The following is a 25,856-nucleotide window of genomic DNA, read 5'->3' on the forward strand; positions in this document are numbered from 1 at the left end:
TCGTAGGGCGAAGGTGAGGGAGAGTCAGGAGGTGGGCAGCCAGACGCGCATGGCGCCGTCCTGCCGGTTGGCCCAGGCGTAGTAGGGGATCGCGGTGAGCTCGACCGGCTCGCCCGCCGCGGGGGTGGAGTCGGCGGCCGGACGGTAGGGCCACCAGCCGGCTCCGGACGGGTCGCGCCGCCGCCCGGCCGCCATGACCGTCGTGACCCCGCCGAGCAGGTCCGGGCGGTGTTTGACCGCGAGCGGGCGGGTGGTGTCCAGGACGAGGTCGTCGAGCCCGCCGCCGGGGTGGTCGGCCTGCTCCAGGCAGTACACGAGCGGCCCGCGCTCGATCGCCACGCACCCCCGTACGGCGTCCACGCGCGGGTCGGCCGCCGTGAGCCGCGGCTCCAGGCCGAGTTCCAGCACGACCACGTCGCCCGGCGCCCAGGTGCGCTCGATGCGCAGCCAGCCGTCGTCGACCGGCGCGTCGGTCTGGTCGTACGTCAGCTCCCCGCAGCGCAGCCGGAACTCGCTGCACCACTGGGGGATGCGCAGGGAGAGCGTCCAGGGGCTCTCGGCGGGGGTCTCCTCGACGGTGAGGGCGATCGTGCCGTGCCAGGGGTAGTCCGTCGCGGCGCGCACCGCGATCGGGCCGGAGGCGTAGCGGCCGGTGACGTACTGGTGGATCTGCAGTCCGTCGCCGTCGCCGGTGGCGAGGTAGTGCTCCAGGGAGGCCAGCAGCCGCATCACGTTCGGCGGGCAGCAGGCGCAGCGGAACCAGCGGGTGCGGCGGGCCGACTGGTCGCCGCCGTGATCGGTGTGCCCGTCGCGCACCTGGAGCGGGTTGACGTACAGCCAGCGCTCGCCGTCCAGGGAGACACCGGCGAGGAAGCCGTTGAAGAGGGTGCGCTCGATCAGGTCGGCGTAGCGGGCCTCACCGGTGAGCAGGGCCATGCGCCAGCTCCACTGCACGGAGGCGATGGCGGCGCAGGTCTCGCAGTAGGCGCGCTCGTTGGGGAGTTCGTACGGGTCGCCGAAGTCCTCCCACTCGTGATGGGCGCCCAGGCCGCCGGTGAGATGGGTCTTGGTGGCGGTCATCGCCCGCCACAACCGCTCCGTGGCGGCGCGCAGTTCGGGCTCACCCGTCTCGGTGGCGAGGTCCGCGGCGGCGGCCAGCAGATACAACTGCCGTACGGCGTGCCCCTCGACGTGCGTCGCCCGGCGCACCGGGACGTGGTCCTGGCAGTAGGCCTCACCGCCGAGCAGACCGTGGCCGTGGCGGTCGACGAAGTAGCCGGCGAGGTCGAGGTAGCGCCGCTCGCCGGTCTCCCGGTACAGCTCGACCAGGGCGGTCTCGACCTCGGGGTGGCCGTCGATGCCGTCGATCTGCCGGCCGCTGCCGGGCGGCCCGAAGACGGAGTCGATGTGGTCGGCGAACTTGCGTGCCACGCCGAGGAGTTCGGGGTGTCCGGTGGTGCGGTGGCGGGCGACCGCGGCCTGCATCAGATGGCCCGCGCAGTACAGCTCGTGGCCCCAGCGCAGGTCCCGGTAGCGTTCGCCGTTCTTCACCAGCTGGAACCAGGTGTTGAGATAGCCGTCCGGCTGCTGGGCCGCGGCGACCAGGGCGGTGATCCGCTCGACGTCGGCCTCCAGCTCCGTGGAGGGGCCCTGGCCGAGTTGCCAGGACGCGGCCTCCAGCCACTTGTAGACGTCCGAGTCCATGAACGGAAAGGCGCCCTGGAACGCGTCCCCGGCTGCCGCGTCCGCCGGCGCGGACCCCGCGAGCCGCAGGTTGTGCAGGTTGCCCGCGGATTCCAGCAGGCCGGGGCCCTGCGGGATGGAGATGCGTGCGTTGACCTCGCGCCGGGTGTGCCAGAAACCGTCCGCCACCTCGGCGGCGGCGGGGCGCAGGGCGGCGTGGGCGCCGGGGCCGGGACGGACGGGGCCGCCGCAGGACGTGGGGGAGGGCTGGGTGGAACGGGCGTGGGGCATGGTTCTCCGGGTGCTGGACGGCGGGAGGTGCGGACCACGGTTGGGCAAGTGGATGAGCAACCGTTTTCCTCGCCGAAGAGTAGAGTGGAGTCGGGGATTTCCGGTCAAGGGTTCTGACCGAGTTTCTCAATTTGCTCAAGGGCTGGTACTCCATCCGGCCGCCTGCCACCATGGGCCGGGCCGCACCCGCGGGGCCCGACCAGCGAGAAAAGGATTGCCCGTGACCGAAGCCGCTCCGCGTCCGCCCACTGCCGGCCGGGCCAAGCTCGCCGACGTCGCCGCCCTCGCCGGCGTCAGCGTCGGCACCGCGTCGAAGGCCCTGAGCGGCAGCGGCCGGATGCGGCCGGAGACCCGGCAGCGGGTGCTCGACGCCGTGGAGACGCTCGGCTTCCGGCCCAATCAGCACGCGCAGAGCCTGCACGCCGGCCGCAGCTGGAGCGTCGGCCTGATGACCACCGACGGCATCGGCCGCTTCAGCACCCCGGTGCTGCTGGGCGCCGAGGACGCGCTCGGCGCCGGCAAGATCTCCGTGCTGCTCTGCGACACGCGGGGCGACACCATCCGCGAGCAGCACCACCTGCGCAACCTCATGGACCGCAGGGTGGACGGCATCATCGTCACCGGCCGCCGCACCGACCCGCGCCCACCCCTGAAGGGCGTCGAGGGCATCCCGATCGTCTACGCCCTCTCGCCGTCCACGGACCCGGCCGACACCTCGGTGGCCTCCGACGACCGGGGTGGCGCCCTCCTCGCCGTGGAGCACCTGCTCGCCTCGGGACGCACCCGGATCGCCCACGTCACCGGACCGGAGCACCACGCGGCGGCCCGCGACCGGGCCCGCCACGCCGTCGACCTGCTGGACCAGGCCGGGGCCCGACTGGCCAGTGGCCGGGTGCACTTCGGTGAGTGGAGCGAGGCGTGGGGCCGCCGCGCCGCCGACGCGGTGCTGCGCACGGCGGCCGACACCGACGCCTTCTTCTGCGGCAACGACCAGATCGCCCGCGGCGTGGCCGACGCACTGCGCGAGCGCGGCCGGGACGTGCCCGGGGAGATCGCCGTCGTGGGCTACGACAACTGGGACACCATGGCACTGGCCAGCCGACCACCGCTGACCACGATCGACATGGACCTGTCCGAGATCGGGCGGATAGCGGCACTGAAGCTGCTGGAGGCCATCGATGCCGAGCCGGTGCCCGGCGTCCACACGGTGCCGTGCAGGCTGGTGGTCCGCGAGTCCACGTGAGGTCCCGCGAGTGCACGTGAGGTCCCGCGATTCCATGGGCCATGGCCGGCCGGCCGCGGCGCGCGCTGCGTTTGACGGCCGGGGCCTCGGGCGCCGCGCTCGCCGCCGGCACGGGGACGCCCGTGGCCGCCGCGCGGGCAGGGCCGGGCACCCCCGGGACGGCGTCCGCACCTACGTCCTCGTCCACGGCATCCACAGCGCCGGATCCTCCTGGACGGCGATCGGCCGCGAGCCGGCGCTGCGCGGCCACCGGGTCGTCGCCGTGGACCAGCCGCTGCACGGCTCTGCCGCACGGCCTGCGGGTGTGACCGTGCGGGGGCCGCGGCAGGCCGAGGTGTTCACGGGACGTTCAGCCCGGTGACAGTTTCCGCGGCCCGCAATGAGCACACTCGTCTCATGGCGACTGCACAAGCAACCGACAAGATTCCCGGCGAGCTCGAGGACGTCCCCGGCTGGTTCCCGCCGCTGGACCGGCTGCTGTTCACCTGGTTCCTGGAGCGGCAGGAGACGCGCGGCTTCGGGGGCGACCTGGTGGAGCTCGGCGCGTACATGGGCAAGAGCGCGATCCTGCTCGGGCAGCACCTCCAGGACGGCGAGAAGTTCACCGTCTGCGACCTGTTCGGCGGCGAGGCGCCGGACGGGGCCAACGCGGCCGAGACGGCCAAGTCGTACTCCTCGCTGACCCGGCGGGCCTTCGAGCGCAACTACCTCGCCTTCCACGACGCCCTGCCCAGGGTGATCGAGGCCACCACCTCGGTGATCCCCGACGAGGTCGAGGCGGACAGCTGCCGCTTCGTGCACATCGACGCCTCGCACCTGTACGAGCACGTCCGCGCCGACATCGGTGCCGCCCGCGACCTCCTGCTGCCGGGCGGCATCGTCGTCCTCGACGACTTCCGCTCCGAGCACACCCCCGGCGTCTCGGTCGCCACCTGGGAAGCGGTGCTCAACCGTGGGCTGCGCCCGATATGCCTGAGCACCCAGAAGCTCTACGGCACCTGGGAGGACCCCGAGCCCGTCCAGGAGGAGCTGCTGGCGATGCTCAGGGAGCGCCCGGACTGCGGTCTGAGCGTCCAGGACGCCGCCGGGCACCGCCTGGTCCGCACCCGCGCGCAGAAGGGGATGCAGCCGCCGTCCTTCCCCCGCTCGCGCCACCACACCGCGCCCGAACCGCCGCGTCCTGCCCCGGCCGCACCCGCACCCTCACCCGCGCCCGCCCGTCCCCGGCCGCGCCCCCGCTCCCGGGTCCGCCGCATCGGTGCGGACATCCTGCCCCCGATCGTCACCCGCGCCCTGCGCCGCACCCTGGCCCGCGGCGTCGACGGCAGCCGGAGCCGGGCCTGAGGGCGGTCCCACCGCTCCCGTGCCCGTGCCTGCCGCGGCACCAGGGCGTGGTGCGGAAGGAGCGTCGTCCGGCCGCCGGCCAGCCGGGACTTTCGAAATCCCCCTAGTTCCGCTCGACCAGGCTCTGGGTGCCGAGGACCGAGATCAGCTCCAGCTTCTCGGCCGCCTCGGTGCCCGGTTCGGCCGAGTAGACGAGGATGTGCAGGTCGTTCTCCTCCACCCGCAGCAGGTCGCAGTCCAGCGTCACCAGCCCCACCTGCGGGTGCTCGATCGTCTTGCGGGAGGCCTCCAGCCGGCCCACGACACCCGCGTCCCACAGCTGCGCGAACCGCTCGCTCTGTGCCCTCAACTCCGTTATCATGCGCCGCAGTTGCCGGTCGGAGGGATAGCGCACGGCGGTCGCCCGCAGTTCGGCGACCATGCCGGCCAGGAAGGCGCGCCGCTCCTGCGGGGAGTGCCGCACCCGGGTCGGCCGGTCCAGGAAGTTGCGCCACACGCCGTTGCGTTCGAAGCCGCGCAGGCCGGAGAAGTCGCCCATCAGCGCCGCGTACATCGGGTTGGCCAGCAGCAGTGTCATGGCTGCGTCGGAGACCGCGACGGGTGTGCCCACCAGCCGGTCCAGCAGCCGCTGCACACTGGGCGTGATGTACTGCGGCACCACCTCCGGACCCGGCGGTACCAGCTCCGCCAGCCCGTACAGGTACGCCCGCTCGTCCCCCGACAGCCGCAGCGCCCGGGCCAGCGCCTCGACGACCTGACCGGAGGGGTTCGCCGCGCGGCCCTGTTCCAGCCGCGTGATGTAGTCGACCGAGATCCCGGCCAGCAGGGCCAGCTCCTCGCGCCGCAGTCCGGCCGCGCGCCGGTGGCCGCCCGCGGGCAGTCCCGCCGCCTGGGGTGGGACGCGGTCGCGCCAGCGCCGCAGCGCCTTGCCGAGTTCCGTGGCCGTCATGTCCCCCAGTGAACACCGCGGGCCGCGCCCGTGCCTGGTACCCGCAGTCCCAGGAAGAAGGGTCTCCTGGCTGACCGCGCCGCCGCCCCGCAGGCTGGACGCATGACGACAACACTGATCACCGGAGCGAACAAGGGCATCGGCCACGAGACCGCCCGGCGGCTCGTCGCCGCGGGCCACACCGTCTACGTGGGCGCCCGCGACGCGGAGCGCGGACGCCGGGCCGCCGAGCGGCTGGGCGCGCGGTTCGTCCTGCTCGACGTCACCGACGACGCCACGGTCGAGGCGGCGGCCAAGACGATCGAGGCCGACGGCGGGCTCGACGTGCTGATCAACAACGCCGGTATCGAGACCAGGGTCGAGGGCAACGCCGTACCCACCGCCGAGACCGTGACCGCCGACCAGATGCGCACCACCTTCGAGACGAACGTCTTCGGCGTCGTCCGCGTGCTGCACGCCTTCCTGCCCCTGCTGCAGCGCTCGGCCGCGCCGGTCGTGGTCAACGTCAGCAGCGGCCTGGCCTCCCTGGCCAACCTCTCCGACCCCGAGCACCCCGCGCACTTCTACCCGGGCATCGCCTACCCGACGTCCAAGACCGCGGTCAACATGCTCACCGTGCAGTACGCGAAGGCCTTCCCCGGCCTGCGGATCAACGCCGTCGAGCCCGGCTTCACCAAGACGGACCTGAACGGCAACACGGGCATCCAGACGGTCGAGGAGGGCGCCGAGATCATCGTGCGCATGGCGCAGATCGGTGCCGACGGCCCGACCGGCGGCTTCTTCGACGTCAACGGCCCGCTGCCCTGGTGAGCCGCCGCGTCACCCGGGCGCCGCGTCACTGAGCCGCCGTGTCACGGGTCCGCCGTGCCGCGCCCGGGCCTCCCGGGTGGTCAGATCCGGTCCAGGCGGGCGACGGCCTCCGGAGACAGCCGGACGCTTCCCGCCGCGAGGTTCTCCCGCAGATGGGCCGGGTCGGTGGTCCCCGCGATCAGCAGGGTGCGGTCGTAGACCGCCAGCAGCCAGGCCAGCGCGACCTGCGCCGGAGTGCAGCCCAACTCCTCGGCCAGGGACACGACTTCGGGATGGCCGGTTGCCTTCGGGCGGCCGGAGAAGCGCGAACCGAGCGGGAAGAACGGCACCCACGCGATGCCCTGCTCGCGGCAGAGCGCGAGCACCGGCTCGGCCGTCCGCTCCAGCACGCTGAAGTCGTTCTGCACACACGCGACACCGGCCGGCAGGGCCTGCCGGAGCTGGTCGGCGGAGACGTTGCTGAGCCCGATGCCGCCGATCTTGCCGGCGTCGCGCAGCGCGGACAGCTCGGCGAGCTGGCTGTCGAGGTCGACCTTCTGGTCCCCCTCGGCGATCAGCCCGGGCGGCGCGTCGGCCCGCCGCAGGTTCACCACGTCCAGCCGTTCCACGCCGAGTACGGAGAGATTCTCCTCGACCTGGGCGCGGAGCTGCTCGGGACGCTGGGCGGCGACCAGCCGGCCGCCGGAGTCGTCGGCCCCCACCTTGCTGACCAGCACCAGGCCGTCGGGGTAGGGGGCCAGCGCCGCGCGGACGAGTTCGTTGCAGGGGCCGTAGAAGTGTGCGGTGTCCAGGTGGTCGACGCCGAGGTCCACCGCCTCGCGCAGCAGGCGGAGGGCCGCGTCGCGTCCGGCCGTCGCGTGGTGCAGCTGCATCACGCCGAAGCCGATGCGGGCGACCGTGCGTCCCGCGAGCCGGGCGGTGCCTCCCGGCCGCGTGGTCGTCGGGTCTGCGGGCGACTGGGGTGCCGTCATCGGAGGGTGCTCCCGTCGGGGCGAAGAGGATCGGTCCAATACGGAGGCTAGCATCCGATCGGAGGTATGCCTCCGTATTGTTCGGCCTCCGCATGGACACCGCGTGCCGCACGTGCGTCACTCGCCGTGGGAGCGTCACCCGCCGCTGCGCCGCAGCCGGACCCGGTAGGAGTAGTGCTCGGGCAGGAAGTGGCTGATGGCCAGCTCGACGAGCCGGCCGGCGACCGTCTGGTAGACGCGGTCGATGCGCAGGAGCGGCCGGCCCGGCTCGCACCCGAGATGCCGGGCGAGGTCCGCGGTCGCCGCGGCCACCGTGATGCTCTGCTCGGCCTCCGCGATCGGCTCGGGCAGCCGCTGGTCGAGCAGGCCGATGACCGTGAGGTCGTGGGGTGTCCCGGGCAGCGTCAACTCCTCCACGGACTCCAGCAGTTGCCCGACGGCCGGCGGAAGCCACACCGATGTGTGACAGAACGCCACATCGTCGTGCAGCCGCAGGAAGGCGAGTGTGTGCACCCGGTCCGTGTGCAGGCCGAGCCGTCCCGCCGCGTCGACGTCGATCCTCCGGTGCAGGGGCGTCACGACGTCCATCCGCGTGTCGATGGACAGCCCCATCAGGTCGTCCACCGAGCCGAACTGCCGCAGGTACTGCTCCTCGCGGGGCGTGGCGAACGTGCCGCGCCCCGGCACCCGGTACACCAGCCCCTCGGCCACCAGGTCCTGGAAGGCCCGCCGCACGGTCTGCCGGCTCACCCCGTACCGGGTCGCCAGCTCCGCCTCCGTGGGCAGCCGGACGCCGTCGGGATAGTCGTGGCGCAGGATCCCCGCCCGCAGCTCCCGCGCGAGCCGGACATACGTGCTCTCCCGCTGCGGCTGCTCACCCACCGGCACCGTCCTGTTCAACCATCACGGCCGTCCTGCTCAGCCATCGAGACCGCCCCTCGCCATCAACTGCGCGGCGATCACGTTCCGCTGGATCTCGTTGGTGCCCTCACCGACGATCATCAGGGGTGCGTCGCGGAAGTAGCGCTCCACGTCGAACTCCGTCGAGTAGCCGTAACCGCCGTGGATCCGCACGGCGTTGAGGGCGATCTCCATCGCCGTCTCCGAGGCGAACAGCTTCGCCATGCCCGCCTCCATGTCGACCCGGCGCCCGGCGTCGGCCTCCCGGGCCGCGTACAGCGTGAGCTGGCGGGCGGCCGTGAGCTTGGTCGCCATGTCGGCCAGGTAGTTGCCGACGGACTGGTGGCGCCAGATCGGCCTGCCGAACGACTCGCGCTCCCGGGCGTAGCGCAGCGAGTCCTCCAGGGCCGCCCGCCCCACGCCGAGGGCCCGGGCGGCGACCTGGAGCCGGCCCGTCTCCAGCCCCTTCATCATCTGGCCGAAGCCGTGCCCCTCCTCGCCGCCCAGCAGCGCCTCGGCCGGTACGCGGTGACTCTCGAAGGACAACGCGCAGCTCTCGACGCCCTTGTAGCCGAGCTTGGGCAGATCGCGGGAGACCACCAGACCGGGGCCGTGCTCCACCAGCAGGACGGAGATGCCCCGGTGGCGCGGCTCGGCGGCCGGGTCGGTCTTGCACAGCAGCGCGATCAGGCCCGCGCGGCGGGCGTTGGTGATCCAGGTCTTGGCGCCGTCGACCACGTACTCCCCGCCCTCGCGGCGCGCCACGGTCGTCATCGCCTGGAGGTCGGAGCCGCCGCCGGGCTCGGTGAGCGCCATCGTCGCGCGGACCTCCCCGGCGGCCAGCTTCGGCAGATGGCGCCGCTTCTGCTCCTGCGTGCCGTACAGCAGCAGGAGCCTGGCCACGACGGTGTGGCCGCCCATCGCGCCCGCGAGGCTCATCCAGCCGCGCGCGAGTTCCTCGGTGACGAGGACGAAGCAGGGCGTGGAGACCGGGTTGCCGCCGTACTCCTCGGGGATCGCCAGGCCGTAGACGCCGAGTTCCTTCATCCGCTCGATGAGGTGTTCCGGGTAGGTGTCGCCGTGCTCCAGCTCCTGGACGACGGGCCTGACGTCCTTGTCGACGAACTCGCGTACCGTGCGCACGACGAGGCGTTCGTCGGCGGAGAGGATGTCCAGGACGCTCATCGGGCGGATCTCCAGATCAGTCGGGACGCATGGTCTTCGGTGGGGTCAGACGACGGCGTCGGCCCGCAGCGACGCGATCGCCTCGGGCGACAGGCCGAGACCGGTGAGGATCGCGTCCGTGTGCTCGCCCACGTCCGGTACGGGATCCATGCGCGCCGGCACGCCCGCCAGGTCGGCCGGCGGGCGCAGCGCCTGCACGGTGGCGCCGGGCACGGCGACCTCGTGCCAGCGCTCGCGGGCGGCCAGCACCGGATGGTCCAGGAACGCGGCGACGTCGTTGACCCCGGCGCAGGCGATCCCGGCCCCCTCCAGGTCCTTGAGGATCTCCTCGGCGTCGGAGCGGGCGAAGCGCTCGGCGACGATCGCGTTGAGCGCGTCGCGGTGCGCGACCCGGTCCGAGCCCGTGGCGAAGCGCGGATCGTCCGCCAGCGCCGGTCGCAGCAGGAAGTCCGCGCACAGGCGGGCCCACTCGCGCTCGTTCTGGATGGAGAACAGCACCTGCTTGCCGTCGGCCGTCGTGAAGGCTCCGTACGGAGCGATGGTCGCGTGCTGGGTGCCGATCCTGGCGGGCTGAGTGCCGCCGTAGCGCGTGTAGTTGGCGGGCTGGCCCATCCACTCGGCCAGCGCCTCGAACAGGGACACCTCGACGGGGTGGATCCGGCCGGTGGTGGCCCGCGTGTACAGGGCGGTGAGGATGCCCGTGTAGGCGTACATCCCGGCCGCGATGTCGGCCACCGAGATCCCGACCCGGGCGGTCTCCTGCGCGGTGCCGGTCAGGGAGACCAGGCCGGTCTGGCACTGCACCAGCAGGTCGTAGGACTTGCGGTCCGCCCACGGGCCGGTCGTGCCGTAGCCGGAGATCGTGCACGGGATGAGCCGCGGGTGGCGCTCGGCGAGCGCGTCCACGCCGAGGCCCAGGCGACCGGCGGCCCCGGGCGCGAGATTCTGCACGAACACATCGGCACCGGCGAGGAGTCGGTGCAGCACCTCCTTGCCGCGCGGGTCCTTGACGTCCAGGGTGAGGGACTCCTTGGAGCGGTTGAGCCAGACGAAGTAGCTCGACTGGCCGTGCACCGTCGTGTCGTAGCGGCGCGCGAAGTCACCCTCGCCGGGCCGCTCCAGCTTGATCACACGGGCACCGAGGTCGGCCAGCTGACGTGTGGTGTACGGGGCGGCCACGGCCTGCTCCAGGCTGACCACCGTGATGCCGGACAGGGGGAGTTCGTGCACCGTCATGCCTCCTGGCCCTCGTGCGGGAAGTGGGTGCGAAGGATCTGTGCGGCGCCGGACCAGGTCAGCCCGTCCAGCAACGCCGGTACGTCCGGGCCGCAGGTGGCGGCCTTGGCGCGCAAGTCGGCCTCGGACAAGGGGCGTTGAGGAGCGCCGGGCGGCAGCGTGAGCTCGGCGCGCACCTCGTCGCCGCCGGCGAGGTCGATGCGCAGGGTCACCCGGCCGTCGAGCAGGGTGCTCGTCGCGCCGGGCAGCCGTTCGACGTGGACGCGCTCGGCCAACGCGCTTGCGCCGGGCCGCCGTACGGCCTCGTCCGTGAAACTGCCGAAGCCCGGGTAGTCGTCGAGCAGCGCGGCGGCCACCGCGTACGGCAGCGAGAACTTGCCCTCCAGACCGGTCGCCGGGCGGTCGTGGATCAGTGGACGGACGGTCCCCGCGGGGGTGCTCACGTGGACGGCGACGACCTCGCCGCGCACCCGTTCGCGCACCTCGCGCAGGGCGGCGATCGGCCGCTGCATGGCGTAGCAGCACGGGAAGAGCTTGACGGCCAGGCCCCCGGGGACGGCCGGGGCGGCCGGGATGTCGGCGGTGGGCCTGCCGCCGACCCGCTCCAGCCAGCCGTCCAGCACCCGCGGATCGGCACGGGCGCCCGCCCGCGCCAGCCGGGCGGCCCGCACGCCCGCGGCGGCCGCGAAGCCGACCTGGAGCGACTTGCCGTGCGTCCCGAAGGCCTCCTGCCCGCCTCCGGCGGCCGGGACCGCGAGCGCCATCGCGGTGGCGAGCCCGTCCGCGTCGAGCCCGAGGGCCGTCCCGGCCGCGACGGCGGCGGCCGGGGCACCAGCGGTGCACGTGGTGTGCCAGCCCGCCGCGTAGTGATCCCAGCCGAGCATCGCCCCGAGCCGGGCCATGACGCCCGCGCCGGCCAGATACGCGCGGGCGCCGCCGCCGGCCGCGAGCACCGCCGGGACGGTGACCACGGAGATGTGCGCGGTGGTGTCCGTGTGCAGGTCGTCGAAGTCGAGCACGTGCGCCATGGCCGCCCACCGCGCCGCGTCCGGCAACGTGGCGGCGATGGCGCGCAGCGGATGCGCACGGGCGGCCAGCGCGACGGCGACGGTGTCGGCCAGCGCCCGCTCGGCGAGCGCCAGGTCGTCCGGCGTGGCGCGATGGTCGTGAGCCCACTGGGCGAGGGCACGGGCTGCTGTCAACGGGTCCCCCGGGGGGTTCGTCGCCTGCTCGTCGTCCGTACGGCGGAAGGTCCTGTGCCGAGATTTGTACGGCCAAATGCAAGATCGTGTCAATGGCCCGCGTCCCGCTCCCACCAGGGCCTTGGCGTACACCTCCTTGACCGTCCCCGCCGAACGTCCGCACAATGCCGGAGATTTGTACGCGTCGATGTGGCCCTGGTCCGGCACGCCCCGGGAGTTCCGTTGCCCCCTTCCGATCCCGCACCCGCCGGCTTCGCCGCCCTCGAAGAGGTCGCCCGCACCTGGCGCCCCGGCGACCTGCGGACGGCCGACGCCCTGGACCCCGGACCGTCCGCCGCCCTCTCGGCGGTACTGGACCTGCCCGCCCCCGCCGCGGCCGACGGCGAGCCGCTGCCGCCGCTGTGGCACTGGCTGCACTTCCTGTCCTGGCCCCGGCAGTCGGACCTCGGCGTCGACGGGCACCCCCGGGACAGCCACTTCCTGCCGCCGCTGCCGCACCGGCGCAGGATGGTCGCGGGCGGACGGCTGGAGGTCGCCGCGCCCCTCACGACCGGACGCCCGGCGGAGCAGCACAGCCGGGTGAGCCGGGTGGCGCCGAAGCGGGGACGCAGCGGTGACCTGCTCTTCGTCACCGTACGCAGCGAGTACCGGCAGGACGGCCGGCTGTGCGTGACCGAGGAACAGGACCTGGTGTATCGCAGCGGCGGGCCGGCCCCCGTCCCGGCCGGACTCGCCCTGGACACCGCCGGCCGCCCGGGCGACGACGCGTCCCCCTGGCAGCGGGAGTGGCACACGGACCCGGCGCTGCTCTTCCGCTTCAGCGCCCTGACCGCGAACGCCCACCGCATCCACTACGACGCCCCGTACACGACCGGCGTGGAGGGCTACCCGGGCCTGGTGGTGCACGGCCCGCTGCTGGTGCTCGCCATGCTGGAGCTGGTACGCCCGCCGCGGCCCGGACGGCGGGTGCGCACCGTGTCCTACCGCCTGAACACGCCCGCCTTCTGCGGCGAGCGGCTCCTCGCCCGCGGCGGTCCGGAGGCGGCCGGCAACGCCCGGCTGCGGATCGCGAGCCACCGCGCGGAAGCCCACGCCGGGGCGGACGTGGGCTTCGTCTGAGCCAGGTGGTCAGGACTCCCGTGCCGGGGCGGCCGAGGGCTCGCGACGGGGATCGCACAGGACCATGACCGCGCGTGCGACGAGTTCGCCCGCGCCGCCGAGCTGCCGGCGGTAGCGGCCGGTCGTGCCGCGGACGGTCTCGGCGAAGTCCGGATCGATCGCACGGGCACCGGCCGGCGCGGGCAGTTCGAGGGCCATGGCGCGGCGGCGGGCGAGGAGCGCGATGATCTCGTCGTCGAGGCGCTCCAGCCGGTCGGGTGACCGGTCCGCGGTCGGTCCGGGCGCGGGGTGCGTGGTCCGTCGGTCCGCGTGGTTCGTCGTCACGAAGGATCTCCGTTTCGCCGGCGGAAGCCGGATCGCGGCTCCCGTCCTCCTCGTCGCAGTGGGTCCTTCAACACCCTGCCCAGGCCGCCGGGCGGCGACTCCTCGTCCTCCCGGAGGCCGAGGGCGCCTGTCGCGCCGCGCGGCTCCGGGTCACGTCGCGGAGGAAGGCGCGGTTTCCGGAATCCCCCGCGGCGTCCGGTCGTGGCGGGGGAGGGCCAGCGGCGTGGCCAGGATGAGCAGACCCGCGAGCGCGATCGCGCCGCGGACGCCCACCAGGTCGGCCAGCACGCCCCACACCGCGGTCAGCGCCGCGGTCGTCCACTTGCTGGTGACCGACCAGGCCGAGAGCGTACGGGCCACCCGGTCCCCTCTCGTCCGCTCCAGCCGGTAGGTGGCGTACACCGGACCGAACACGCCGCAGCAGGTGATCACGCCGAACTCCAGCACCATGACGAGCACCAGACCGGGGGTGCCGGGCCGGACGAAGGCCAGCCCGATCGGCCAGCACGCGCGCAGGATTCCGCTGACGCGCAGGACCCGGTGCTGTCCGCACCGCGAGGCGAGCGGACGTGCCAGCCGTGAGCCGACCAGACCGCCGATCGAGGGGACGGCGAAGGCGAGGCCGTACTGCCAGGGCGTGAACCCGAGGGTGCCGAGCATCAGGACGGCGAGCAGCGGCGAGACGGCGACGAGCAGGGCGTTGAAGGTCACCGTGTTGCAGAACAGCAGGCGCAGCCCCCGATGGGCCAGGATGTACCGCCACCCGTCGAGCAGACCGCCGGCCGACGCCGGCTCCTTGCGCACGGGAGGTTTCTCCGTGCCGCCGATCGCGCGGATGCCGAGGGCCGACAGCAGAAAGCTGACCGCGTTGGCGGCCACCGTGATCACCGGGCCGAACAGGCCGATCGAGGCGCCGCCCAGCGGCGGCCCGAGCACGGTGGCGGTCCAGGTGGTCGTCTCGAAGCGCGCGTTCGCGACGAGCAGGTCCCGCGCCGGCACCAGCGACTTGAGACAGGAGCCACTCGCCGCGGTGAACCCGATGTCGGCGGCGGCGACCACGATCGACACAACCAGAAGTTGTACGAAGCCGAGCCGGCCCAGGACATACGCCGACGGGATCGTCATCAGCGCCGCGAACCGGACCAGGTCCATGCCCATCATCACCGGCCGCTTGCGGCGGAACTCCACCCAGGGCCCCAGCGGCATCGCCACGGCCGCCCCCACGGCGAGACCCGCGGCGGCCAGGGCCGCCACCTCGGTCGTCCCGGCGTGCAGCACGAGCACCGCGATCAAGGGGAACGCGTCGAAGGCGAGCCAGGTGCCGGCCGTGCTCACGGCGTACGCAGCCCACAGCCATCCGAACTCCCGCCCCAGCGACCGTCCGCCCCGCATACCCACCGCTCCGCCGTCCCGGAAAACCGACCCGCGACATCAAAGCCGGTCGTGCGGCAGGGGAGCAAACAACCCATCCGCACGACGACCGACAACCGGGCGTTGTAGGCGGAGGCTCTGGTGTGCGGGGCAGGGACCCCCGCGTCCCACGCAAGAATGTGTCCGTGGATCTCGACGCCGTACGCACCTTCGTGACCGTCGCCGACGCCGGGCGGTTCCGGGAGGCGGCCCTGACGCTCGCCGTGACCCAGCAGGCCGTCTCCAAGCGGGTCGCCGCGCTGGAGAAGCAACTCGGGGTGCGCCTGTTCACCCGCACGGCGCGCGGAGCCCTGCTCACCGTCGACGGGCAGGTCTTCCTGCCGCACGCGCGTGACCTGCTGCGCGCCGAGGAGCGGGCCGCGGCCTCCGTGCGGCCGGGGCGGCGCGCGCTGCGCGTCGACGTCATCGGCCGCCGCCTCGCACCGGCCGATCTCGTACGGGGCTTCCACCAGGCGCATCCCGAGGTCGGCCTCGACGTGGTGACCCTCTTCGACGCCGACGCCGCCATCGGGGCCGTGCGCTCCGGGACGATCGACGCGTCCTTCCGCGCCCTGACCGTGCCCGCACGCAGGCTCCCCGAGGGCATCGAGGCCGCCCGGGTCCACGACGAGCCCGTCCAGCTGCTCACCGGGCCGGGACACGCGCTGGCCGGCGCCCGCACGGTGACCCCGGAACAGCTGGCCGGACACCGGATCTGGATGCCGGGCAATGTCGCCGGCACCGAGTGGGCCGCCTTCTACGACGACCTCGCCGCCGCGTTCGGGATCGTCGTCGAGGTGACCGGCCCCGACTTCGGCACCGAGCCGCTTCTGGACACCATCGCCGACTCCCCGCTGCTGGCGACCTTCGTCGGCGAGCAGACGCGTGTGCTCTGGCCCGCCGACCACGACCTGCGCCGCATCCCCGTGCGCGCCCCTACCCCGGTCTATCCGCACTCGCTGATCTGGCGCGGCGACAACCCGCACCCGGCGCTGGGCGCACTGCGCGCCCACCTCGGCTCGCCGGCCCGGGACCGGGACACGTGGACACCGAAGTGGGCGCGGTGAGCACCGAACGGGACTCCGTCCGCGGTCGGACGGGGGCGGGCGGGAAACCGTGTGCGGTCAGTTGAGGGTGTCCGGGTCCGGTCCCGTGCGCAGGCCGCGGTCGAGGGCGGCGATCGCGGACATCTCCTCGTCGCCGAGGACGAAGTCGAAGACGTCCATGTTCTCGCGGATGCGGGCGGGCGTGACGGACTTCGGGATCACGACGTTGCCGAGCTGAAGGTGCCAGCGCAGCACCACCTGCGCGGGCGACCTGCCGTGCCGCTCGGCGATCTCCGTGAGCGCGGGCTCGGCCAGCACCGCGCCCTGGGCCAGCGGACTCCAGGCCTCGGTGGCGATGCCCGACTCGGCGTGCAGGGAGCGCAGTTCACGCTGCTGGAGGCCGGGGTGCAGCTCGACCTGGTTGACAGCCGGCACCAGCGTGGAGTCCTCCAGCAGCCGGCGCAGATGGGCGGGCCGGAAGTTGGAGACACCGGCGGCGCGGATCCGCCCGTCGGCGGCCAGCCTCTCGATCGCCCGCCAGGACTCCCGGTACAGGTCGCGGGCCGGGGTGGGCCAGTGGATGAGGTACAGATCGACGTGGTCCAGTCCCAGCTCGGCCAGGCTCGCGTCGAAGGCGCGGAGGGTCGCGTCGTGGCCCTGGTCGGCGTTCCACAGCTTGGTGGTGACGAACAGTTCCTCGCGCGGAAGACCGGAGGAGGCGAGGGCGGCGCCGACGCCGGCCTCGTTGCCGTAGACGGCGGCCGTGTCGATGCTGCGGTACCCGGCCTCCAGGGCGGCACCGACCGCGGCGGCGGTCGCGTCGTCGGGGACCTGGAAGACGCCGAAGCCGAGCTGGGGGATCTCGACGCCGTTGTTGAGGGTGACGGTGGGGACGGCGGGGGTCATGGGTGGTGGTTCCTTGTGGGTTGGTGGTGCGGTGGGGCGATGGGTCGGGGGGCGACGGGTCGATGGGGTGGGGTGATGGGGTGATGGGGTGACGAGGCGATGTGTTGCTGGGATTGCTGAGGTTGCTGGGGCGATGGCGCGCGGCTGGGTGGATCGGTGCGGTGTGCCGGTGCCGTGCGGTGGCGTCGGTCCGGGGCTTGGCGTCAGTGCCGGGCCGTGGCCGGGACGTGCTCGGTGCGGGTCGATTCCGCCACGACCCGTCCGCCCGGCCGGTTGCGGCGGTCGAGGGAGGCCGCCAGGAGGGACAGGAGAAGCGCGGTGCCGGACAGGAGAGCGCCGATCCAGTTCGGTGACGTGTAGCCCAGCCCGGCCGCGATGACGACGCCGCCCAGCCAGGCGGCCAGCGCGTTGCCGAGGTTGAAGGCGCCGATGTTGGCGGCGGAGGCCAGGGTCGGCGCGGCCGCGGCCTGGTCCAGCACCCACTTCTGCAGCGGGGGAACGGTCGCGAAGCCCAGCGCCCCGATCAGCGTCAGGGTGAGGGCGGCGAACACCTTGTCGTGGGCGGTCGCCGTGAACAGCAGCAGCGCCAGGGACAGCGCCCCGAGGGCGGTGAACAGCATCGGCATCAGGGCTCGGTCGGCGAACCGGCCGCCGACCAGGTTGCCGAGGAACATCCCCGTCCCGAACAGCACCAGCAGCCAGGTCACCGCGCCGGCCGAGTAGCCCGCGACCTCGGTCATCATCGGCGTGATGTACGTGATCGCCGCGAAGACGCCGCCGTAGCCGAGGACGGTCATCGCCATCGCGAGCCAGACCTGGACGTTGCGGAAGGCGGCGAACTCGGCGCGGATGTCGGCGGCTTCGGGCCGGCCCGTCTCGGGCACGAGCTTCGCCACACCGAGCAGACCCACGATGCCGAGCGAGGCGACGCCGGCGAAGGTGACCCGCCAGCCGGCGGCCTGGCCGATGTAGGTGCCCAGCGGGACGCCCACGATGTTGGCGACGGTCAGGCCCGTGAACATCAGAGAGATCGCGGAGGCCTTCTTCTCCGGGGCGACCAGACCGGCGGCGACGACGGACCCGATGCCGAAGAACGCGCCGTGCGCGAGGGAGGCGACGATGCGCCCGATGAGCATGATGCCGAAGACGGGGGCGACGGCGGACAGCGCGTTGCCCACGACGAACAGGCCCATGAGGAACATGAGCATCTTCTTGCGGGAGACCTTGGTGCCCAGGACCGTCAGCAGGGGTGCGCCGAGGACGACACCCAGGGCGTAGCCCGAGACGAGCCAGCCGGCGGTGGGGATGGAGACGCCGAAGTCGCCCGCGACCTCGGGCAGCACGCCCATGATCACGAATTCCGTGGTGCCGATCCCGAAGGCCCCTATGGCCAGGGCCAGGAGGGCGAGAGGCATGGGAGGTACCTTCCAGGCGATTGCGTGAAACGCTTACGAGCGTCGACAATAATTGCAGACGCGGGATAAATGCAAGTGCGATGAATGTCTGAAGCGGGTATAGCGCGTCTGCAAGTATGACCCCGGATGAAAGCCCCCGCGGTGATGTGTTCGCGGGGGCCTGAGGTCTCGGTGCCGGGCGGCGCGGCGGGCGGCGCCGCGTCAGGCAGGCGCGCGTAGTGTCTCGACCGCCCGCACCAGCGGGGCGAGCTCAGGGTTCCGCGCGGCCTCGTCCAGAGCCTCCCGCAGGGCCGACTCGTTGGTCGGGCGGGCATCCTCGAGCAGTGCGAGGCCGGACTCGGAGACGTTGGTGTAGATGCCGCGGCGGTCGGTGGGGCACAGGTAGCGGCTCAGCAGCCCGCGGTCCTCGAGGCGGGTGACCAGGCGCGTCGTGGCGCTCTGGCTGAGTACGACCGCGTCGGCGACCTGCTTCATCTGCAGGTGCCCTCCCTCGCCGTCGTGCTGCCGGCTCAGTACGTCCAGCAGTGAGTACTCGCGCACGCTCAGGCCGTGCCCGGCCTGCAGGGCGCGCTCGATGTGCGCCTCGATCCTGCCGTGCAGCAGTGACAGGGCGCACCAGCCCTGGGCGAGGGCGGTGAGTGCCGGGTCGGTCGCGGTCATGGGGCTGAGTCCTCCGTCCCGAAGCGGGTCACCTCCAGGATAGGGCAACGACGAAAATGTCGGCGTCCACACGTATTGCGCGTGTGCAATCTGTGTCGTGTCGCGGCCGACGGGGTCCGGCTGATAGACCCGAGACATGGCAGACGACGAATCCGGGCGCTTCGCCGCGGGACAGACGGCACTCGTGGTCCCCGTGCCGGAGGCCGAGCCCTCGGTGCGGAGCTGGCGCAAGCGTTTCGACCCCGCGGCCCAGGCCGGTGTGCCGGCCCACGTCACCGTGGTCTTTCCCTTCCTGCCCGCCTCCCTCGTCGGCGCCGCGACCTGCGCTGCCCTCGACGAGATCGTCGGCCGTCACCGGTCCTTCGACGTGCGGTTCGAGGAGTGCGGGCGGTTTCCCGGGGTGCTCTACCTCGCGCCGGTGCCGGACGCCCCCTTCCGCCGGCTCACCCAGGCGGTCGTCGAGCGGTGGCCGGAGGCCCCGCCGTACGGCGGCAAGTACGACCCGCACCCCCATCTGACCGTCGCCCAGGGGCAGGACGAGGCGGTGCTGGACGAGATCGAGGTCGGCCTCCGCCCCTGCCTTCCTTTCGCGGCGCGCGTCCCCACGGTCGATCTCGTGGTCCACAGCGGTACGGAGTGGCAGCACCGGGCGTCGTTCGCGCTGCGGTGAGGGGCCGCGCCCGGGGGCATCCCGGGGGCATGGTGGACGGTTCCGGGCGCGGCGGACGGTTCCGGGGGTGGGGGCGGCGCGAGGTCGCGTCGGCACGCGGTCGTGCGCGGGCCGGGTGCGGCCTTGACTTGGAGAGCGCTCGAAGATCTAGCGTCGCCAGGGACGGTGCCGGAGACGGCGACGGTCCGGGTGGACGGAGACGGGCATGCGAGTGGGTGTACACATCAACCGGTTCGACCACGGCGGAGGGGGGCCCGCACTCGGCGCCGAACTCGCCGCGGCGGGGGCCGCGGCCGAGGCGGCGGGCGTCGGCTGGCTGTCGGTCATGGACCACTACTTCCAGATGGAGTTCAACGGCGGCGCCGAGGCGCCGATGCTGGAGGCCTACACGACCCTCGGCTACCTCGCGGGTCACACCTCCACCGTCCAGCTGGGCGCGCTGGTCACCGGCGTGACCTACCGGCACCCGGGACTCCTCGCCAAGATCGTCACCTCGCTCGACGTGTTGTCCGGCGGCCGCGCCACCCTCGGCATCGGCGCGGCCTGGTACGACCGCGAGCACGAGGGGCTCGGCGTCCCCTACCCGCCGCTCGCGGAGCGCTTCGAGCGCCTGGAGGAGACCCTGCGGATCTGCCGGCAGATGTGGGACCCGGAGGCCGACGGCCCGTTCGACGGCAAGCACTACCGGCTGGCCGAGACCCTGTGCGTCCCGGCGCCGGTCAGCGACCCCCACCCCGAGATCATGATCGGCGGGGGAGGGGAGAAGAAGACGCTGCGCCTGGTCGCCCAGTACGCGGACGCCTGCAACCTGATCCCCTCCTCCGCCGACGAGGCCAGGCACAAGCTGGACGTGCTGCGCCGGCACTGCGACACCGTGGGGCGCGACTACGACCGGATCCGCAAGACCATCGCCTACACGGGCGAGTCGGTGACCGTCGGAGACCTCGACACCTTCCTGCGGGACATCGACGGGTACACCGGACTCGGTCTCGACACCGTGATCCTGGCGCCCCGTCTCGGTGAGCCCGCGGCGTGGATCGAGGACTTCGCGGCGCCCGCGGTTCAGCGGCTGGCCCAGCTTGACTGAGGCTCCGGGGGACTGCTGCGGGAGACGACGCGCATGCCGCGGCCGTCCTCCACCCGGACCTGCAGCGAGCCGCAGCCGCAGCGCGTCCACAGGGTGCGGCCGGCCGCGGTGCTGTGTCCCGAGACCACCTGGAAGGGCTCGGCGCGGTCGGGCCAGCCGCAGTGCGGGCACTGGTCGCAGGACGTGCTGATCATGGCAACTCCTCGGGCGTTTCGACTGATGGGCCGTCGCGACACAGTCAGGGTGCGACCCGGTGTCCGTACACGTCCAGGTTGACTTTGTCGACCCCACCTTGAAGCCTGGGCTTCATGATTGACCTGCGCCGACTGCACGTCCTGCGGGCCGTCGCCCACTACGGCACGGTCACCGCGGCCGCCCGCGCGCTGCACTTCACCACCTCGGCGGCCTCCCAGCAGATCCGCCAGCTCGCCCGCGACCTGGGCGTCGACCTCCTCGAACCGCAGGGTCGCGGGGTGCGGCTCACCCCGGCCGCCGAGAGCCTGCTCGCGCACGCGGACGCCATCCAGGCCCGCTGGGACCAGGCCGAACTTGACCTGCGCGCCGAACACGCTCCCGCGGGCCCGCTCCGGGTGAGCGGGCACGCCACGGCCGTGTCGGCATTGCTGGCCCCGATGGCGCTACGGCTGCAGGAGCGGTACCCCCGGCTGTCCGTCCGCGTCCGGGAGGTCGTCGTGTCCGAGAGCTTCGACCTGCTCTTCGAGGGGGAGACCGACCTGGCCGTCGTCGAGGCCGGCCCGGACAACCCACCGCTGAGCGACACCCGCTTCGACCAGCAGCCGCTCCTGGACGACCCGTTCGACCTCGTCGTCCCCGAGGGGCACGCGCTGGCCGGGCGCGAGCGGGTCGCCCTGTCCGACGCGGCGCACGAGGACTGGATCGTGCCGATCGAGGACCCCTGCCGTACGCATGTGATGTCGGCGTGTGGCGACGCCGGCTTCAGCCCCGGCATCGTCCATCACGCCCTGGACTGGAACGTCACCGCCCACCTGGTCGCCAACCGGCTCGGCGTCGCGCTGATCCCGCGCCTGTCCCAGCTGACCCCGCACCTGCCGATCAGCCGGGTCCGTTGCACGGGCAACCCGCACCGCAAGCTGCTCACCTGCACCCGCCGGGGCGGCCGGGAGCGGCCCGCGGTCGCCGCCGCGCTCGCGCAGCTGCACGAGCTGGCACCGACGGCGGTGGCGTGAGCGGCGACGGGGCGGTTCCTGGCGCGAGCGGCTGAAGTTCTGTTCGGTGTGAGCGGCTGCAAGGTGCCGGGCGCGGGCGGCTGAGGAGCGGCTTGACGGGCACGGCCGGAAGGGCGGCCCGTTCCACGGCGCCGAAGGCCGCTTGGCGGGGGAGGGCGGACAGGGCGCTCGTCACGCGCGGGTGGATGGGGCCGCTCGGCGTGCACGACGGGAGGCGGCCCTGGCGCCCGACCGTGGAAGGGAGGCCGGCGCGCGACGTGGGAGTGGGGCCGGCGCGCGACGTGGGAGTGGGGCCGGCGCGCGACGCGGGAGTGGGGCTCTGGCGGGCCATGGGGGAACCGCCCGGTGTGTGGGGGTGGGCAGGCGGCCGCGCGTGCGAGGGCGGGACGGGCCGCTTGGCGGGCGCGTCTGGAGGGGCCGCCCGGTGTGCGGACGCGGGCGGGTGGCCCGGGGTGGGAAAAGGGCCGGGCTGTGGCGGCCCCGGCCCTTTTCGCCCCCGTGCGGTCGTGGATCAGGCGGCGACGGCCTCGCCCGCGTGGCCGTGCAGGCGCGCGACGACCTCGGTCAGCTGCGCGGCGACCTCGGCGTCGTCGGCCGGGTGGGTCTCGGCGAAGCGGGTCACCGAGCCGGGGATGGAGAGCTTGACGTCCTCCAGCACCTTGCCGCCGGCGATGCCCACGGCCTTGCGGGTCTCGTCCTGCGCCCACACGCCGCCGTACTGGCCGAAGGCCGTGCCGACCACGGCGACCGGCTTGCCGCCGAAGGCACCGGCGCCGAAGGGGCGGGACAGCCAGTCGATGGCGTTCTTCAGGACGGCCGGGATCGTGCCGTTGTACTCGGGGGAGAAGAACAGGAACCCGTCGGCGGACCGGGCGGCCTCGCGCAGCTTCGCCGCCGCGGCCGGAACGCTGCCCTCGACGTCGATGTCCTCGTTGTAGAACGGGATCTCGGCCAGGCCCTCGAAGATCTCGACGTCGGCGCCCTCGGGCGCGAACCTGACGGCCGCCTCGGCGAGCTGGCGGTTGTGCGAACCGGCGCGAAGGCTGCCGACGAGCGCGAGGATGCGGACAGACATGGGGGTCTCCAAATGGGGGGCTTGAAACGCTGCTGTGGACGATCCGGACCGAGGTCCGTTTATTGTGTAGCACCTTAAGCGGACCGCGGTCCAGTTTTGTTCCCCATGCTTTACGCTGTCTTCATGTCCGCCACCCTGCCGCCCTTTCCCAGGCCCCAGGATTCGGTCGGCGAGCCCGAGTTGCTGCAACTCAGCACCGCCGACGACGAACCGTGCCTGCGCGCAGACGCCGCGCGCAACCGGGCCCGGCTGCTGGAGGCCGCCGGCCGGCTGATTGCCGAGCACGGTGCGGCCGGGGTCACGATGGAGGCGGTGGCCGCGGCGGCCAACGTGGGCAAGGGGACCGTCTTCCGCCGCTTCGGCGACCGGACCGGACTGCTGATGGCCCTGCTGGACCACTCGGCACGCAAGCTGCAGGCCGACTTCCTCGGCGGGCCGCCGCCGCTGGGGCCCGGGGCGCCGCCGCTGGACAGGTTGCGCGCGTTCGGCGTGGCCCTGCTCTACCGCTCGGCCGAGCAGCTGGACCTTCAGCTGGCCGCCACGCCCGATCCGTCCCGCCGGTTCGTCCACCCCTCGGCCGGAGCCCTCGCCATGCACGTCACGATGCTGCTGCGGCAGATCGTGCCGGACGCCGACTGCGAGCTGCTGGCGCAGACGCTCCTGGGCTATCTCGACCCGGCGGTGATCCACCACCTGACCAGGCAGCGCGGCATGTCCCTGGAGCGGCTGGAGGCCGGCTGGATCGACCTGGTGGCGCGGGTGACGGGCACCGGGACGCCCGCCTGAACCCCCCGGCACTCCCAGCCCCCCTTCGCCACTCCCAGCCCCCCGGCACTCCCAGCCCCCCTCCGGCACTCCCAGCCCCCCCCGGCCCCCCGGCACTCCCAGCTCTTCCACCGTTTGGCGCTCTCAGCACTCCCAGTCCCCGCGAGGCCCCGCCCGACCTCCGGCAAGGGTCCAGACGAGTCCGGCTCAGACGAGCCCGCCTCAGACGAGCCCGGCTCGGAGCCCGCCCCAGACGCGGCAGGCCCAGACACGCCCGGCTCGGACACCCGCCCCGGACGCGCGAGGCTCAGACGCGCCAGGCTCAGACGCCCGCCCAGGCCGGCTCGGCCCATCCTGACCAGGCCCATGTCCCGCCCGGCGGCACCCCACTCGGCCCGTGCCCGGCAACCCGGCGGCACTCCACCGCATCCGTCCGGATGCGGTGGCCCGAAGTCGGCCCGGCTGCGTCCGTGTGACCGCGGCCGCTCACCTCAGCTGCCGTCGCCCCCGGTGTGCCCGGCGAACATGTCCAGCAGGCCCTGGGGCGCGTCGGCGCGGAACAGCATGGCTCCGCTCGCCGCCGACGCGGCCGCGGAGATCTCGCTGCGGGGGAACATCTTCTCCTCGTAGGCGATGAGGGCCTCCTCGGTGTCGCCCGGGTGCGCGGCCAGGGCGAGGCCCAGCTCGGCGCCGTCGAGCAGCGCCAGGTTGGCGCCCTCGCCCGCGAACGGGGACATCAGGTGCGCGGCGTCGCCGAGCAGCGTCACACCCGGCACCCGGGCCCAGCGGTGGCCCACCGGCAGGGCGTGGATGCGCCGCGGCACGAGTGCGCCGTCGGCGTCCTCGACCAGCGCCCGCAGGCTCTTGTCCCAGTCGGCGAAGTGCGCCACGACCTGTCCCTTGGCCGCCTCGGCGTCGGTGAAGTCGATACCGTCCAGCCACTCCTCGGGCGCCTCGACGGCGGCGTAGACGTGCAGGCTGCCGTCTGTCTCGCGGTGCGCGAGGAAGCCCCGGCCGGCGCCGAGCGCGAACAGCATGCCCCGGCCGACCACTTCGGCGCTCACCGGGTGGCGCAGGTCCGCGTCCTTGAGGTCCGCCTCGACGAACGAGACGCCGGTGTAGGCGGGTTGGGCGTCCGAGAGCAGCGGGCGGATCCGCGACCAGGCGCCGTCGGCGCCGACCAGCAGGTCCGTGGTGAGCACGGTGCCGTCGGCGAGGGTCACCTCGTGCCGGCCGCCGTCCAGCGGACGCGCGCCGGTGACCTTGGCGTCCCAGCGGACGGTGCCCTCGGGCAGGGAGTCCAGCAGTAGATCGCGCAGGTCGCCGCGGTCGATCTCGGGGCGCTCGCCCCGGTCGCCGTCGGTGTCCTCCCGGCGGACCACGGCGTCCTTGTCCAGCACACGCGTGGCTTCACCGCCGGGATGGACGAGCGTCCGGAACCGCTCGTGCAACCCCGCTGCGTGCAGGGCGACTTGGCCGGAGTCGTCATGGATGTCGAGCATGCCGCCCTGGGTGCGGGCGGCGGGGGAGGCGTCCAGGTCGTAGACGGCGGCCTCGATGCCGTGCACGTGCAGCACACGGGCGAGGGTGAGGCCGCCGAGGCCGGCGCCGACGATGGTGATGGCGTGGTGGGTGGTCATGGCGTTCTCCTTGAGGTCGGTGGGGTTCAGCGGGTTTCACGCGGGCGGGGGGCCTGCTCGATACCGGCGATCAGCGTCCGCAGTCCCCAGGACAGCCGGTCCTGCGGCGCTCCCGCGAGCAGCGGGCCGGCGAGTGCGGCGATGTGCGGACGGGTGCGCTCGGACGCGCCGTGCACCGCGCGGCGCAGGGCGTCCCAGTCCTCCTCGGACGCCTCGCCGGCCGCGTGTTCGGCGGCGGTCGCGGTCGTGTGCTGGAGCAGCAGGTCCACGCCCCACGCGGCCTGGGCGGGCGGGACGCCGCCCTCGTCGAGCAGGGCCAGCAGCGTCTCGATCAGGTCCAGGTAGTGCGGGCCGCTCGGCCGGGCCGTCAGCGCGGAGCGGGCCAGGCTCGGGTGCTCGAAGAGCATCGCGGTGTACGCGGTGAGCACCCCTTCCAGGCGCTCTCGCCACGTGCCCTCGGCCGGGGCCGGCCCGACGGTCCCCAGCAGCTCGTCCAGGACGGCCGCGTGCAGCTCCGCGGTGTTGCGCACGTAGACGTACAGCGAGGCCGGGCCGGTGTCGAGCTGCTGTGCCAGGCGCCGCATCGTCACCTTCTGCAGGCCCTCGGCGCGCAGGATCGCGACCGCCGCGGCGACGATCGCCTCCCGGCTCAGGGCGGGCTTGGCCGGGCGCTCGCGACGGCTGCGCGGGGTGGCGGGTCGGTCTGTCATGCCTCCA

25 protein-coding genes are annotated in these 25,856 nt (G+C 73.4%); 9 read left to right on the forward strand and 16 right to left on the reverse strand.

All coding sequences use genetic code 11. The annotated features are described in order from the left end of the window. Positions 1–24 precede the first annotated feature (24 nt). Positions 25–1,974, reverse strand: coding sequence for a glycoside hydrolase family 127 protein (locus tag ACIRPX_RS10310; protein ID WP_404191056.1), 1,950 nt, complete (start codon positions 1,972–1,974; stop codon positions 25–27). A gap of 220 nt (positions 1,975–2,194) precedes the next feature. Here ACIRPX_RS10310 and ACIRPX_RS10315 point away from each other — a divergent pair, with 220 nt between their 5' ends. Then, positions 2,195–3,217: a LacI family DNA-binding transcriptional regulator gene (locus ACIRPX_RS10315; RefSeq protein ID WP_404191058.1), complete on the forward strand. Its 1,023-nt coding sequence runs from the start codon at positions 2,195–2,197 to the stop codon at positions 3,215–3,217. A 396-nt stretch (positions 3,218–3,613) separates the two neighbouring features. After that, positions 3,614–4,561, forward strand: a complete 948-nt coding sequence (locus tag ACIRPX_RS10320) for a class I SAM-dependent methyltransferase (RefSeq protein WP_404191061.1) — start codon at positions 3,614–3,616, stop codon at positions 4,559–4,561. Positions 4,562–4,664: 103 nt separating this feature from the next. On the opposite strand, the gene ACIRPX_RS10325 is transcribed toward ACIRPX_RS10320, so the two are convergent. Further along, on the reverse strand, positions 4,665–5,510 hold the full coding sequence (locus ACIRPX_RS10325; RefSeq protein ID WP_404191064.1) for a helix-turn-helix transcriptional regulator: 846 nt from the start codon (positions 5,508–5,510) through the stop codon (positions 4,665–4,667). Positions 5,511–5,612: 102 nt separating this feature from the next. On the opposite strand from ACIRPX_RS10325, the gene ACIRPX_RS10330 reads away from it, so the two are divergent. After that, the gene (locus tag ACIRPX_RS10330) at positions 5,613–6,320 is read left to right on the forward strand and encodes an SDR family oxidoreductase (RefSeq protein WP_404191067.1); all 708 of its coding nucleotides are present in this window, start codon (positions 5,613–5,615) and stop codon (positions 6,318–6,320) included. Between the two features lie 80 nt (positions 6,321–6,400). On the opposite strand, the gene ACIRPX_RS10335 is transcribed toward ACIRPX_RS10330, so the two are convergent. The 5 genes from ACIRPX_RS10335 to ACIRPX_RS10355 all read right to left on the reverse strand — a co-directional run bounded on the left by ACIRPX_RS10335 (position 6,401) and on the right by ACIRPX_RS10355 (position 11,814). Then, positions 6,401–7,291 (reverse strand): aldo/keto reductase, encoded by an 891-nt coding sequence (locus tag ACIRPX_RS10335; protein WP_404191070.1) that lies wholly within the window; start codon positions 7,289–7,291, stop codon positions 6,401–6,403. 135 nt (positions 7,292–7,426) lie between these two features. Continuing rightward, a complete protein-coding gene (locus tag ACIRPX_RS10340; RefSeq protein WP_404191072.1) occupies positions 7,427–8,173 on the reverse strand; it encodes a GntR family transcriptional regulator in 747 nt (248 codons plus the stop codon). 36 nt (positions 8,174–8,209) lie between these two features. After that, a complete protein-coding gene (locus tag ACIRPX_RS10345; RefSeq protein WP_404191075.1) occupies positions 8,210–9,376 on the reverse strand; it encodes an acyl-CoA dehydrogenase family protein in 1,167 nt (388 codons plus the stop codon). Positions 9,377–9,421: 45 nt separating this feature from the next. Beyond that, positions 9,422–10,612 (reverse strand): CaiB/BaiF CoA transferase family protein, encoded by a 1,191-nt coding sequence (locus ACIRPX_RS10350; protein WP_404191078.1) that lies wholly within the window; start codon positions 10,610–10,612, stop codon positions 9,422–9,424. Next, on the reverse strand, positions 10,609–11,814 hold the full coding sequence (locus ACIRPX_RS10355) for an MmgE/PrpD family protein (RefSeq protein WP_404191081.1): 1,206 nt from the start codon (positions 11,812–11,814) through the stop codon (positions 10,609–10,611). The genes ACIRPX_RS10350 and ACIRPX_RS10355 overlap by 4 nt, the downstream gene beginning before the upstream one ends. Positions 11,815–12,036: 222 nt before the next feature. Between ACIRPX_RS10355 and ACIRPX_RS10360 the strand changes: the two genes are divergently transcribed. Beyond that, a complete protein-coding gene (locus ACIRPX_RS10360) occupies positions 12,037–12,933 on the forward strand; it encodes a hypothetical protein (RefSeq protein WP_404191084.1) in 897 nt (298 codons plus the stop codon). A 9-nt stretch (positions 12,934–12,942) separates the two neighbouring features. On the opposite strand, the gene ACIRPX_RS10365 is transcribed toward ACIRPX_RS10360, so the two are convergent. Further along, positions 12,943–13,257, reverse strand: coding sequence for a hypothetical protein (locus ACIRPX_RS10365; RefSeq protein WP_404191086.1), 315 nt, complete (start codon positions 13,255–13,257; stop codon positions 12,943–12,945). 150 nt (positions 13,258–13,407) lie between these two features. Continuing rightward, positions 13,408–14,649 (reverse strand): MFS transporter, encoded by a 1,242-nt coding sequence (locus tag ACIRPX_RS10370; RefSeq protein ID WP_404191089.1) that lies wholly within the window; start codon positions 14,647–14,649, stop codon positions 13,408–13,410. 164 nt (positions 14,650–14,813) lie between these two features. On the opposite strand from ACIRPX_RS10370, the gene ACIRPX_RS10375 reads away from it, so the two are divergent. After that, on the forward strand, positions 14,814–15,734 hold the full coding sequence (locus ACIRPX_RS10375; protein WP_404191091.1) for a LysR family transcriptional regulator: 921 nt from the start codon (positions 14,814–14,816) through the stop codon (positions 15,732–15,734). A gap of 57 nt (positions 15,735–15,791) precedes the next feature. Here ACIRPX_RS10375 and ACIRPX_RS10380 read toward each other — a convergent pair whose 3' ends face one another. The 3 genes from ACIRPX_RS10380 to ACIRPX_RS10390 all read right to left on the reverse strand — a co-directional run bounded on the left by ACIRPX_RS10380 (position 15,792) and on the right by ACIRPX_RS10390 (position 18,694). Further along, positions 15,792–16,619, reverse strand: coding sequence for an aldo/keto reductase (locus ACIRPX_RS10380; protein ID WP_404191094.1), 828 nt, complete (start codon positions 16,617–16,619; stop codon positions 15,792–15,794). Between the two features lie 203 nt (positions 16,620–16,822). Next, positions 16,823–18,034: an MFS transporter gene (locus tag ACIRPX_RS10385; RefSeq protein ID WP_404191096.1), complete on the reverse strand. Its 1,212-nt coding sequence runs from the start codon at positions 18,032–18,034 to the stop codon at positions 16,823–16,825. A 201-nt stretch (positions 18,035–18,235) separates the two neighbouring features. Further along, positions 18,236–18,694, reverse strand: a complete 459-nt coding sequence (locus ACIRPX_RS10390; protein ID WP_404191098.1) for a MarR family winged helix-turn-helix transcriptional regulator — start codon at positions 18,692–18,694, stop codon at positions 18,236–18,238. Between the two features lie 136 nt (positions 18,695–18,830). On the opposite strand from ACIRPX_RS10390, the gene ACIRPX_RS10395 reads away from it, so the two are divergent. Further along, positions 18,831–19,364 carry a 2'-5' RNA ligase family protein gene (locus tag ACIRPX_RS10395; protein ID WP_404191099.1) on the forward strand — a complete coding sequence of 178 codons (534 nt, stop codon included), beginning with the start codon at positions 18,831–18,833 and terminating at the stop codon, positions 19,362–19,364. 205 nt (positions 19,365–19,569) lie between these two features. Continuing rightward, a complete protein-coding gene (locus tag ACIRPX_RS10400; RefSeq protein WP_404191102.1) occupies positions 19,570–20,451 on the forward strand; it encodes an LLM class F420-dependent oxidoreductase in 882 nt (293 codons plus the stop codon). On the opposite strand, the gene ACIRPX_RS10405 is transcribed toward ACIRPX_RS10400, so the two are convergent. Continuing rightward, positions 20,427–20,645 carry a hypothetical protein gene (locus ACIRPX_RS10405; RefSeq protein WP_404191105.1) on the reverse strand — a complete coding sequence of 73 codons (219 nt, stop codon included), beginning with the start codon at positions 20,643–20,645 and terminating at the stop codon, positions 20,427–20,429. The two genes, ACIRPX_RS10400 and ACIRPX_RS10405, sit on opposite strands and share 25 nt — an antisense overlap. Positions 20,646–20,759: 114 nt before the next feature. Between ACIRPX_RS10405 and ACIRPX_RS10410 the strand changes: the two genes are divergently transcribed. After that, the gene (locus ACIRPX_RS10410) at positions 20,760–21,659 is read left to right on the forward strand and encodes a LysR family transcriptional regulator (protein ID WP_404191108.1); all 900 of its coding nucleotides are present in this window, start codon (positions 20,760–20,762) and stop codon (positions 21,657–21,659) included. 511 nt (positions 21,660–22,170) lie between these two features. Here ACIRPX_RS10410 and ACIRPX_RS10415 read toward each other — a convergent pair. After that, on the reverse strand, positions 22,171–22,734 hold the full coding sequence (locus ACIRPX_RS10415; RefSeq protein WP_404191111.1) for an NAD(P)H-dependent oxidoreductase: 564 nt from the start codon (positions 22,732–22,734) through the stop codon (positions 22,171–22,173). A gap of 105 nt (positions 22,735–22,839) precedes the next feature. Here ACIRPX_RS10415 and ACIRPX_RS10420 point away from each other — a divergent pair, with 105 nt between their 5' ends. Beyond that, positions 22,840–23,520, forward strand: coding sequence for a TetR/AcrR family transcriptional regulator (locus tag ACIRPX_RS10420; RefSeq protein WP_404191114.1), 681 nt, complete (start codon positions 22,840–22,842; stop codon positions 23,518–23,520). 470 nt (positions 23,521–23,990) lie between these two features. On the opposite strand, the gene ACIRPX_RS10425 is transcribed toward ACIRPX_RS10420, so the two are convergent. Beyond that, positions 23,991–25,139 (reverse strand): FAD-dependent oxidoreductase, encoded by a 1,149-nt coding sequence (locus ACIRPX_RS10425; RefSeq protein WP_404191116.1) that lies wholly within the window; start codon positions 25,137–25,139, stop codon positions 23,991–23,993. Positions 25,140–25,165: 26 nt separating this feature from the next. After that, positions 25,166–25,849: a TetR/AcrR family transcriptional regulator C-terminal domain-containing protein gene (locus tag ACIRPX_RS10430; RefSeq protein WP_404191119.1), complete on the reverse strand. Its 684-nt coding sequence runs from the start codon at positions 25,847–25,849 to the stop codon at positions 25,166–25,168. Between the last annotated feature and the right edge of the window lie 7 nt (positions 25,850–25,856).

Origin of the sequence: Streptomyces sp. NPDC101225 (genome assembly GCF_044767585.1) — a bacterium.
In the GTDB taxonomy this organism is placed as follows: domain Bacteria; phylum Actinomycetota; class Actinomycetes; order Streptomycetales; family Streptomycetaceae; genus Streptomyces.